Source organism: Massilia antarctica (assembly GCF_015689335.1).
GTDB classification, from domain to species: domain Bacteria; phylum Pseudomonadota; class Gammaproteobacteria; order Burkholderiales; family Burkholderiaceae_D; genus Telluria_A; species Telluria_A antarctica.
In genome coordinates, this window is record NZ_CP065053.1 from 3169636 (window position 1) to 3180338 (window position 10703).

The following is a 10703-nucleotide window of genomic DNA, read 5'->3' on the forward strand; positions in this document are numbered from 1 at the left end:
TCGTCATGCCAACAATCAACGAGATTCTTCAAACTATGGACTACGGCCCTGCACCCGAGAGCACCAAAGAAGCGCAAGCATGGCTGGACCAGCATGAGCGCCGGTTTGGCCTGTTCATCGATAACGCCTGGCTTGAACCCGCCGACACCTTCGCCACGACCAATCCGGCCGACGGCAAGGAACTGGCGCAGGTAAGCCAGGCCAGTGGCGCCGACGTGGACCGCGCAGTGGAAGCGGCGCGCCGCGCCCAGCCGGGCTGGGTGGCCCTGGGCGGCCATGGCCGCGCGCGCGTGATGTACGCGCTCGCGCGCCTGCTGCAAAAGCATGCGCGCCTGTTCGCGGTCATCGAAACGCTCGACAACGGCAAGACGATCCGCGAAACGCGCGACGCCGACCTGCCGTTAGCAAGCCGTCACTTCTACCATCACGCCGGCTGGGCGCAACTGCAGTCGGAAGAATTCGCCGACTACCGCGCCGTGGGCGTGGTGGGGCAAATCGTTCCCTGGAATTTCCCGCTGCTGATGCTGGCCTGGAAAATCGCCCCGGCGCTGGCCGCCGGTAACACGGTCGTTTTCAAGCCGGCCGAATTTACCTCGCTGTCCGCGCTGCTGTTCGCCGAGATCTGCCAGCAGGCTGGGGTGCCGGCCGGCGTGGTCAACATCGTCACCGGCGATGGCCGCGTGGGCGAGGCCATCGTCAACCATGCGGGCATCGATAAAATCGCTTTCACCGGTTCCACCGAAGTGGGCCGCATCATCCGCAAGGCGACCGCCGGCAGCGGCAAGAAGCTCTCGCTCGAATTGGGCGGCAAGTCGCCGTTCATCGTGTTCGAAGACGCCGACCTGGACGCCGCCGTCGAAGGCCTGGTCGATTCGATCTGGTTCAACCAGGGCCAGGTCTGCTGCGCCGGTTCGCGCCTGCTGGTGCAGGAATCGATCGAAGAGCGCTTCCTCGCCAAGCTGCGCGCGCGCATGGACAAGCTGCGTCTCGGTTCGCCGATCGAGAAATCGGTGGACATCGGCGCGCTGGTCGATCCGATCCAGCGCCAGCGCATCGAAGGCCTGGTCGAAGCGGCCCGCGCCGAAGGCTGCACCATTTACCAGTCGGTGTGCGAACTGCCGGCCACCGGCTCGTGGTTCCCGCCAACCCTGATTACCGGCGCATCCACCTCGGCCGGCATCGCCCAGACCGAAATCTTCGGACCGGTGCTGGTGGCGATGAGCTTCCGCACCCCGGTCGAAGCGGTCCAGCTGGCGAACAACACCGTGTATGGCCTGGCCGCCTGCGTGTGGTCCGAGTCGATCAGCCTCGCGCTCGACGTGGCGCCGCAGATCAAGGCTGGCGTGGTGTGGATTAACACCGCCAACCAGTTCGACGCCGCATGCGGCTTCGGCGGCTACCGCGAGTCCGGCTTCGGTCGCGAAGGCGGCAAGGAAGGCATGTACGAGTACATGACGGCGCTGTCCGAAGATGCGCGTCCGGCAGTACCGCTGGTGGAATCGAAGGGCAAGGCCAAGCCGGCCGAAGCGCCGGGTCCATTCGCCATCGACCGCACCGCCAAGATGTACATCGGCGGAAAACAGGCCCGCCCCGACGGCGCCTACACCCGCGCGATCACCGGCGCCAATGGCGCGTTTGTCGGCGACGTCGGCGAAGGCGGCCGCAAGGACATCCGCAATGCCGTGGAAGCGGCGCACAAGGCGTCCGGCTGGGCCAAGGCGACGTCGCACAACCGTGCGCAGGTGCTGTACTACATCGCGGAGAACCTGGCGATCCGCGCCGACGAATTCGCGGCACGCATCGCTGCGATGACCGGGGCCAAGAACCCTGAAAAAGAAGTGCAGGCGTCGATCGAACGCCTGTTCTACTACGCGGCGTGGGCCGACAAGTACGACGGCCTGGCGCACCAGCCGCCGATGCACGGCATCACCGTGGCGCTGAACGAGCCGGTTGGCGTGATCGGCATCATCTGCCCGAACGAGTCACCACTGCTCGGCTTCATCTCGCTGGTGGCGCCTGCGCTGGCGCTGGGTAACCGCGTGATCGCGGTGCCGTCGGAAGCGTATCCGCTGGCGGCAACCGATCTGTATCAGGTGCTCGACACCTCGGACCTGCCGGGCGGCGCGCTGAACATCATCACCGGCAGCGCCAACGAACTGGCCAAGACCCTGGCATCGCACTCGGACGTGGACGCCGTGTGGCGCCACGACGGTTCGGCCGAGGGCTGCGCCGAAGTCGAACGCCTGTCGGCCGAATCGCTCAAGCGCACCTGGGTGGGCGGCGGCAAGGGACGCGACTGGTACGATACGAAACAGGCAGGCGGGCGCGCAGTGCTGGCGCACGCGAGCCAGGTCAAGAATGTCTGGATTCCGTACGGCGTTTAATAACCCCCTGTCGTTGCCGCGCGGTGCTAAGGCGCCCCCACGGCAATCCAAGTTTTCTGCGCTGCACGGGCTGATCGACGAACTTGGGTTCCCGCCTTCGCGGGAACGACGATGTAACTATTTATAAGGCAGCACATGTTCTTAAATCAGGAAATCATCCGCAAAAAACGCGACGGCGGCGCTCTCTCGGCTGAAGAGATCCAGTTCTTCGTACGCGGCATCACCGACGGCAGCGTCACCGAAGGCCAGATCGCGGCACTCGCGATGGCCGTCTTCTTCAACGACATGAACATGGACGAAAGAGTGGCCTTCACCCTGGCCATGCGCGATTCCGGCCAGGTCATGGAATGGCGTTCGCTGAACCTGCCAGGCCCGGTGGTCGACAAGCACTCCACCGGCGGCGTGGGCGACGTGGTGTCCCTGATGCTCGGACCGATGATTGCAGCCTGCGGCGGCTTCGTGCCGATGATTTCCGGCCGTGGCCTTGGCCACACCGGTGGCACGCTCGACAAGTTCGATTCGATTCCCGGCTACTGCACCGTGCCCGATCCGGAACTGTTCCGCACCGTCGTCAAGGACGTTGGCGTGGCCATCATCGGCCAGACCGCGCAACTGGCGCCGTCGGACAAGCGTTTCTACAGCATCCGCGACACCACCGCGACGGTGGAATCGGTGGCCATGATCACCGGCTCGATCCTGTCGAAGAAGCTGTCGGCCGGGCTGGACGCGCTGGTGATGGATGTGAAGGTCGGCACCGGCGCCTTCATGCCGAGTTACGACAAATCGGTTGAACTGGCCGAGAGCATTGTCGCTGTCGGCAACGGCGCGGGGACGCGTACGTCGGCGCTGCTGACCGAGATGAACGAGTCCTTGGGTCCCGTGGCCGGCAACGCGCTGGAAGTGCGTTTGGCGATGGATTACCTGACCGGCCGTTCGCGCCCTGCGCGCCTGCATGAAGTGACGATGGCGCTGTGCGCCGAGATGCTGGTGCTGGGCAAGCTGGCCGCCAACGAAGCCGAAGCACGCGCCAAGCTGCAGGCGGGGCTCGATTCCGGCGAAGCGGCCGAGCGCTTTTCGCGCATGGTGGCGGCACTGGGCGGCCCGGCCGATCTGGTCGAGCGTCCGGATGCGTATCTGGAAAAGGCGCCGATCATCGTGCCGGTACCGGCGCTGCAGGCGGGTTTTGCGACCGCGACCGATTGCCGTGGCCTTGGCCTCGCGGTGGTCAGCCTGGGTGGCGGACGTCGCCGGCCGGAAGATGCGATTGATTTTGCGGTTGGTTTGACCGGGCTGGTGGAGTTGGGCGACGCGATTGCGGTTGGCCAGCCGCTGGCGATGGTGCACGCGCGCACGCAGGCTGCGGCCGAACAGGCGGTGCGTGAGGTGCAGGCTGCGTACAAGGTTGGCGACACCAAGCCGGCTGCGAATCCGATCATCTACCGGACGATCCGCCCATAAATGTATTACTGCGCTAACCCCGTCGTTCCCGGGCATGGCTAGGCGCCCCCGCGGTGATCCAAGTTCGTTCTGTAACTACCGGCTCCGGAACGAACTTGGGTCACCGCGGGGGCGCCTAGCCATGCGCGGGGACGACGGTTTTTAAGGTGCGGGGCATTAAGAGGACTACCCATGAAATACGAAAAGCTCATCACCGAAGCCACCGCAGCACGCCTGCTGGCCTACACCCCTTACTCGAACTTCCAGGTCGGTGCCGCCCTCGAATGCAAGGACGGCCGCATTTTCCGTGGCTGTAACGTCGAAAACGCCTCCTACGGCTTGTGCAATTGCGCCGAGCGCACCGCCTTCTTCAGCGCGGTCGCTCACGGTTACAAGCCCGGCGACTTCACCGCGCTGGCCGTCATCGGCCAGACCGATGGCCCCATCGCCCCGTGCGGTGCCTGCCGCCAGGTGATCCTGGAACTGGGCGGTAACGACCTGCCCATCGTGCTGACCAACCTGAATGGCGACATTCTCGAAACGACGGCGGGCGCCCAGCTTCCGAACGCGTTCGGCGGCCGGGACCTGAAGAAGTAAGCTTTGAAAAAAACCATCGATGTACAGGCCGCGGTAGCCCTCGCGGCCAACGAGGCCATCGCCGCCAAGACCCAGGGAACCTTCGGGGTCGGCGGCGTGCTGCTCGACCAGCATGGCAATGTGCTCAAATCCCTGCAAAACAACGTGGTGCGCGATGGCCTGATTTTCGATCCGACCGCGCACGGCGAGCGTCAGCTGATCGACTGGTATTTTGCCGAACGCGCCAAAGGGCGTGCCTTGCCTGCGCCCGAGGAAATCACCCTCGTCACTTCGCTCGACCCCTGCGCCATGTGCACCGGCGCGATCCTGTCGGCGGGCTTTAACGTGGTGGTCGCCGCGCGCGACGCCAATGCCGGCATCAACCACGACGCCAGTTTTACGTTCGCGTGCCTGCCTGAGGGCTTGCGCAGCCGGGCCGGCGCAAGTTTTTTCTACCCTGCCGTAAAAGGTGCTTCGACGTTCGCGCGCGCGAGCGCCGGCGCCGCGCCGAAGTCGTTCTTCATCGGGAAAACCATCGCCGAAGCGACGCAGGCGCTTTGCTCACTGGTGTTCGAGGCCACATCGGAAAAGGTGCAGGTTCTGCTCAATAGCGACCTGCCGCGCGCGCAGTTGAAAGACCCCGCCCAACTGGCGCCGGACCATCCCTTGGTGCGCCGGCTCAAGACCCTGTACCCGCACGCGCTGGCCTACCGCTGCGCGCGCTACCTGCCGGATGCGGGCCTGGCGCCCTACCTGCTTGAGGCCATCGCGCGCGACCGCCAGCAGGGCGGGGAGGGCGATGCGGTCGCCTTGCTCGATTCCTTCGGCAACCTGCTGCTGTGCTCACCGGGTCGGCGCGCGCTGTCCGCAATCTGCACCGCGTTCATGGAATGCACGCGCCAGTACGCGCAGCTGCGCTACACCCTGATGCAGGGCCTGGACGCGCAGGCGCAGGCCGTGGTGCGCCAGTACCTCGCCCATCCGAAAGAAGGCACCTTCGTTTTCGCGCGCGGGCCCGACACGAGCGCCCAGAGTTTCATGAACCTGGGTGCCTACGGTTCGACCATGGAAGGGCCGCTGCCGCCGGATAACCCGGCCCAGTTCCAGTACGTGAGCGCATCCTTGCCCGATTCGCAGCTCGATGCCATTTGCGCGCACATGCCGCCGCTGTACCGCGACATCATCCGCATCCGCCCGGTGCAGGTGGCCGACCCGGCGCTGGTGGCGGCGCTGGCCGAAACCGCGCCCCTCATGCAGCCGTGATATCGGCCTGCATCATCCCGAAGATATTGCCGTCCGGGTCCTTGACGTAGGCCAGCCAGCCGATGCCCGGCACCGCCATCTTGGGCACGCACACCACGCCGTGCACGTGGCCCGATGCGGCTTTCGCCAGCGAGGCGTCAAGATCCTCCACGTCCACGGTGATGACGAAGGCGTTGACGGCGGCTTGGCTCTCGGGCAGCGGGCCGCGGCGCGGCAGCAGGCCGCCGTTGATGCCCGGCTGGTCTTCCGGCCCGGTGTGCACCATCCAGTAGTCGCCACCCTCCCATTTGTTGAAGGTCCAGCCGAACAGGCCATGGTAAAAGTCGATCATCGCCGGCGGGTCCGATGCCTGGATTTCGAAGTGGACTGCACGTGACATGGTGTGCTCCTCGATGGCTGATTTATTCGAAGGGGTCGTAGGTGCCCAAGGTCCAGACGTGGCCCTCCAGGTCGCGGCAGGTAAAACTGCGCCCGCCGTAGTCTTCATCCTTGATGTCGATGACGATGGGCGCGCGCGCCGCGATGGCGCGCTCGTACACGGCGTCGGCGTCGGCGACGACCACGCAGATGGTCTGGGTTTGCGTACCGCCGATTTCGTCGGGTTGCTTCATCAGTTTGCCGTACTCGGAATCGACGGCCGAGGCCGAGCCGAGCATCACCATGCCGTTGCCGAACGCTAATTGCGCGTGCAGGATGGTGTTATTGTCGCCGGGAACAACCAGTTGTTTTTCGAAACCAAAAGTACTGCAGAGCCATTCGATGGCGGCTGGCGCGTTGCGGTAGCGCAAGCAGGGGATGATATTGGCGCGGGTTTGCTTGGGTGTGGCTGACATGTTCCTTCTCCTGGGTAGGTGATCGGAAAAGCAGGGTATATGGTACTGGATTATGCGATATCGGGGTGCGCGTCGCCGCCGCCTCGTGCGCCGGCACCGGCCTTACATCTGCTGGAACAGATGCGTGTGATTGCGGCTCACTTCCAGCAGCGTCGGATGATTGCGTACCCTGAGCATCTGGCGTCCGCGCTCGTCGCGCGTGACCTCGGCGATGGCGTCGACCCGCACCAGGGTGGAACGGTGGATACGCCAGAATTCGTCCGGATCGAGTTCGTCGGCCAGCTCCTTGAGCGTTTTGCGGATCAGCAGTTCGGCCTGCGCCGTCTGCACCACGGTGTACTTTTCGTCGGACCGGAAAAACAGGATTTCGCGGGTGCTGATCATGCGCAGGTTGCTGCCTACCTGCGCCTGGATCCAGCGCAGGTAGGCGGGCTTTTTCGATTCGCCCTGCTGCAACATATGGGTCAGCCGGCGCAACTGCTCGCCGATGTTCTCGGGCGCTTTCGTCAGGCGCGTGCGCAGGCGCTCGCACGTCACGCGCAGGCGCTCGGCCACCACGGGCTTGAGCAGGTAATCCATCGCGCCCTGCTCGAAGGCGTCCAGCGCGTACTGGTCGTACGCGGTCACGAACACGATGTGGCACTGGTTGTATAACTGCCGTGCCGCCTCGATGCCGCCCTGGCCCGGCATGCGGATGTCGAGGAACACGATGTCCGGCCGCAGCTGCGCCGCCATGGCCACCGCATCGAGGCCGTTCGACGCCTCGCCCGCGATCGCCAGTTCCGGCCACACCTCGGCCAGGCGCGCGCGCAACTGGTCGCGCATGGGGGATTCGTCGTCGACGATCAGGGCGCTGACAGTGGCCATTTCAGTTGCTCTCCTTCGATGTACGGGGCACGCGCAAGGATGCCAGGGCGCCACCGTCGGCCGGCATTTCGATCACCAGCTCGGCGCGCGGCCCGAACAGCAGGAACAGGCGCTCGCGGATATTCGCCAGGCCCACGCCATCGCCCGCGTGCATGTTGAAGCCCACGCCATTGTCGCGCACATCGACATGCATGGTGTCGCCGACCAGGCGCGCGCCGACATCGATGCGGCCGCCCTCGATTTTCGGTTCCAGGCCGTGCTTGATGGCGTTCTCGATCAGGATCTGCAGCATCATCGGCGGGAAGGGCAGGTGCTCCAGTTGCACGGGCACGTCGAAACTGACGGTCAGCCGCTCTTTCATCCGAGCCTGCATGATGGCCAGGTAAGCGCGCGAAAGCTGGACCTGGCGCCCCAGGGTGCCGCCGCCGGCCGCGCGCATCTGCGGCAGGGTGGAACGCAGGTATTCGATCAGGTGCATGTGGATGCGCGCGGCCTGCGGCGGGTCGGTTTCGATCAACTGGCCGATCAGGGCCAGGGTATTGAACAGGAAATGCGGCTCGACCTGCGCCTGCAAGGTCGCCATCTGCGCTTCGAGCAGGCGCCGTTCGAGCACGGCGACGCTGGCTGTCGCGGTCGCTTCCTTGGCCATCAGTTCGGCCTTGCGCTTGCCGCCGGCGAGCACTTTCACGCCGTACGACAGGATCACGTACCACACCGCCGGTTCGGGCAGGGTCAAAATCAGGCCGAAGGCCATGGCCAGGAACCAGGTGATGAACAGTTGCCGCCATTCCACCAATGCAAGCCAGTCGAAGAAGTTCCACCATAACACCGTGGCCTGCGCGAGGGAATCGCGCAGGAAATCCATCGCCTTGTTCAGCTGGCTTGCATTCACGTTCTTACTCGCCTTCGGGCTTCACGGGGGTGCAGGGCGTGGCCGGGCCGCGGGTGGCGCGGTCCGACATGTAGCCATGCACCAGCTTGATGACCATGAACAGCACGAACAGGGTCAATACCAGCGGCACGATGGTGAGCAGCAAGGCCAGGCCGACGGCGCTGAGCAGCAGGGTAGGCCAGGACATCGTGGCGATCGCGCCGACGGCGTAGCGCGCTGCCTTGACCAGGGTGCGGCCGAGGTCTTCGAGGCTGGCAAAAAAGGACGTAAAGGCAGGGTTGTTCATTTGCTGCTCCAGAGGAGGGTTGTCGATGGAGAGACTTTAACAAGTGCCGCGCGAATGCTCCACCGCTGTCCGATGAAGTGCATAAATGGGGTGGTGACCGGTTTGGGGACGCGATAAAAGGCTGGTGATTGCTGTTTTACCAACGAAAACCGCAGATTTATGCCACGTCGACGAGCGTGCCGCCATCGTCGCCGGCAATCACCAGCATCTCGCCCGGTCCCGGCGCGGCAATGATCAGCTCCCCGCCGCTGTCCCAGATCGCGCTGCGGCCGGCGCTCTCGTATCCTCCCGAGGCGTGCGCGTGATTGGCCATCAAGACGCCCATCCGAAACAGCTTTGCGTAGCCGGCCAGTTGCGTGGTGTCCTTGCCGTAGCCACCGGCGGAGATCAACGAGCCGGCCACATACAGTTCGGCCCCGGCCACCGCGGCGGCGTGCGCATGCTGCTGCTGGCCCGTGTCGGCGCAAATGGCCAGCGCCACCTTCACGCCGCGCACCTCGTGCAGCTGGCTGATCGCGCTGCCGGCCGTGACGTGCCGCTCTTCGCCCGCGTGCAGGAAGTGCTTGCGGTAGACGGACGTACGCCCGTCCGGATGAAAGGTGATGGCGCCAATGCCGGGCAGCGCGCCCGCGTTGGCCAGCGGCGCTCCCACCACCACGGTCATCTTGGCCTTGAGCGCGCGCTCGCGCAGCGGCGCAAGCCGGCCGTCGTCGGCCTTGAGCGCGCAGGCGCCCATGCCGGCCAGCTCATAGCCGCAGAGCGACAGTTCGGGGAATACCAGCAACTGCACGCCAGCCTCGCCGGCCGTATCGATAAAGGCCAGATGGCGCACCACGTTGGCCGCGATATCGAACGGCACGGACGCCGATTGCGCCGCCGCATAGCGCAGGCTGGCCATCAGCTGTTCTCCCAGCCGCGCCGAAGCAGGCCGTAGAAGACGGTATCGCAGATTTCGCCGTTGACGATCCAGCGCTCCGGCATGTAGCCCTCTTTTTGAAAGCCCATGCGCTCGAGCAGCTTGGCCGACGCGAGATTGCGCGGGTCGATATCGGCTTCGATGCGGTTCATGTTCATTTCCTTGAACAGGTAGTCGAGGGTGGCGCGCATCGCTTCGCTCAGGTAGCCCTGGCCCCAGTGAGCGCTGGCCAGGGCGTAGCCGATTTCGCAGCGGCGGTTCTGCGCGTGAAAGGCGTGCGGTTTGATGGTGCCAATCAGCTTGCCCGTGTCGCGCAGGACAAGAGCGAGTTGCATGCCGTTGCCGCTGCTGTAGCCGTCGAGCGCGCGCGCGATGTCGGCGTCGCCCTGCGCCGGATCGGTCCAGGCGGTGCCGCTGAAGTAGCGCATCACGGCCGGGTCGGAGTGGATTGTGTAGAGCGCTTGGGTATCGCTGGCGTGCAGAAAACGCAAGGTCAGGCGCTCGGTCTGGAGTGTGATGGGAGCAAGTTCTGGCATGGGCAATCGGGCAGGATGGGCAATTGGCAAGAATACACCAATGCCGCGTTTGGGGTATGGCGCTGTCGTCGCTCGGCATTGCTTCTTTCCGGGCGACAAAAACAGCACGACCTGATCCCACGCGGACCCGAGGCATGGTCCTACCCGCACGGATGGCTTGCGATGCAAGAATAGCTGTTCGTTATCTTCTTCAGGAGACAGGCATGAAAACCAGACTTGTGATTTCCCTCGTTGCTCTCATGGTCGGCGGCGCAGCATGGGCGCAAGACCAGAGCGGTACCACCAGCGGCACCACCAGCGGCACGAATGCGACCGGCGCCACCACGCGCGACCGCGCTACGTCCGCCAATCCCGACCGGCAGCCGCGCAGCGGCATCAAGACGCCCCATAACCGCGACAAGTCGCAGGAAGAGCGCGACGTGATCACCGATCCGCGCGACACGACCAACAGCAGCACCAGTGCCAACACCAACCCGGCGCGCGATGCGGACATGACGGGGACCACCGTCGGCACCGAGATGCGCGGCTCGTCCGGCACCAGCGGCAGCACCGGCGGCAGCAAGCCGCCGGTCACCGGCACGTCCCGCGACCGTGGCATGGACAGCACCGGCGCGGCCACTGGGACCTCGGGCACCGACAAGAAGCCCACGGTGCCGCCGGTCCGCTAAAAGCCGGTTCGCTCCGGCGAGCGCCGCGCCCCGCTTCGTCATCCG

General features: G+C 65.1%; 12 protein-coding genes. 5 read left to right on the forward strand and 7 right to left on the reverse strand.

Annotated elements, in window-relative coordinates; translation table 11 throughout:
* Positions 1–5: 5 nt before the first annotated feature.
* The 4 genes from IV454_RS14315 to IV454_RS14330 all read left to right on the forward strand — a co-directional run bounded on the left by IV454_RS14315 (position 6) and on the right by IV454_RS14330 (position 5660).
* A complete protein-coding gene (locus IV454_RS14315) occupies positions 6–2384 on the forward strand; it encodes an aldehyde dehydrogenase family protein (RefSeq protein WP_370663781.1) in 2379 nt (792 codons plus the stop codon).
* Between the two features lie 135 nt (positions 2385–2519).
* Positions 2520–3842: a thymidine phosphorylase gene (gene deoA / locus IV454_RS14320; protein WP_206091982.1), complete on the forward strand. Its 1323-nt coding sequence runs from the start codon at positions 2520–2522 to the stop codon at positions 3840–3842.
* 171 nt (positions 3843–4013) lie between these two features.
* Entirely contained in the window at positions 4014–4418 is a 405-nt protein-coding gene (locus tag IV454_RS14325; protein WP_206091983.1) for a cytidine deaminase, read from the forward strand.
* A 3-nt stretch (positions 4419–4421) separates the two neighbouring features.
* The gene (locus tag IV454_RS14330; RefSeq protein ID WP_206091984.1) at positions 4422–5660 is read left to right on the forward strand and encodes a nucleoside deaminase; all 1239 of its coding nucleotides are present in this window, start codon (positions 4422–4424) and stop codon (positions 5658–5660) included.
* Here IV454_RS14330 and IV454_RS14335 read toward each other — a convergent pair.
* From IV454_RS14335 to IV454_RS14365, 7 genes are all read right to left on the reverse strand, one after another.
* Positions 5647–6039, reverse strand: a complete 393-nt coding sequence (locus IV454_RS14335) for a VOC family protein (protein WP_206091985.1) — start codon at positions 6037–6039, stop codon at positions 5647–5649. The two genes, IV454_RS14330 and IV454_RS14335, sit on opposite strands and share 14 nt — an antisense overlap.
* Before the next feature lie 22 nt (positions 6040–6061).
* Positions 6062–6493 carry a VOC family protein gene (locus IV454_RS14340; protein ID WP_206091986.1) on the reverse strand — a complete coding sequence of 144 codons (432 nt, stop codon included), beginning with the start codon at positions 6491–6493 and terminating at the stop codon, positions 6062–6064.
* Between the two features lie 102 nt (positions 6494–6595).
* Complete coding sequence (locus IV454_RS14345) at positions 6596–7360, reverse strand: LytR/AlgR family response regulator transcription factor (RefSeq protein WP_206091987.1); 765 nt, start codon at positions 7358–7360, stop codon at positions 6596–6598.
* Position 7361: 1 nt separating this feature from the next.
* Positions 7362–8252, reverse strand: a complete 891-nt coding sequence (locus IV454_RS14350; RefSeq protein WP_206091988.1) for a sensor histidine kinase — start codon at positions 8250–8252, stop codon at positions 7362–7364.
* 4 nt (positions 8253–8256) lie between these two features.
* Positions 8257–8538, reverse strand: a complete 282-nt coding sequence (locus tag IV454_RS14355) for a hypothetical protein (protein WP_206091989.1) — start codon at positions 8536–8538, stop codon at positions 8257–8259.
* Between the two features lie 157 nt (positions 8539–8695).
* Positions 8696–9436 carry a carbon-nitrogen hydrolase family protein gene (locus IV454_RS14360; RefSeq protein WP_206091990.1) on the reverse strand — a complete coding sequence of 247 codons (741 nt, stop codon included), beginning with the start codon at positions 9434–9436 and terminating at the stop codon, positions 8696–8698.
* Positions 9436–9990, reverse strand: a complete 555-nt coding sequence (locus IV454_RS14365; protein ID WP_054266524.1) for a GNAT family N-acetyltransferase — start codon at positions 9988–9990, stop codon at positions 9436–9438. Before IV454_RS14365 ends, IV454_RS14360 begins: the two co-directional genes overlap by 1 nt.
* A 203-nt stretch (positions 9991–10193) precedes the next feature.
* Here IV454_RS14365 and IV454_RS14370 point away from each other — a divergent pair, with 203 nt between their 5' ends.
* Positions 10194–10658, forward strand: a complete 465-nt coding sequence (locus tag IV454_RS14370) for a hypothetical protein (protein ID WP_206091991.1) — start codon at positions 10194–10196, stop codon at positions 10656–10658.
* The last annotated feature ends 45 nt before the right edge of the window (positions 10659–10703 follow it).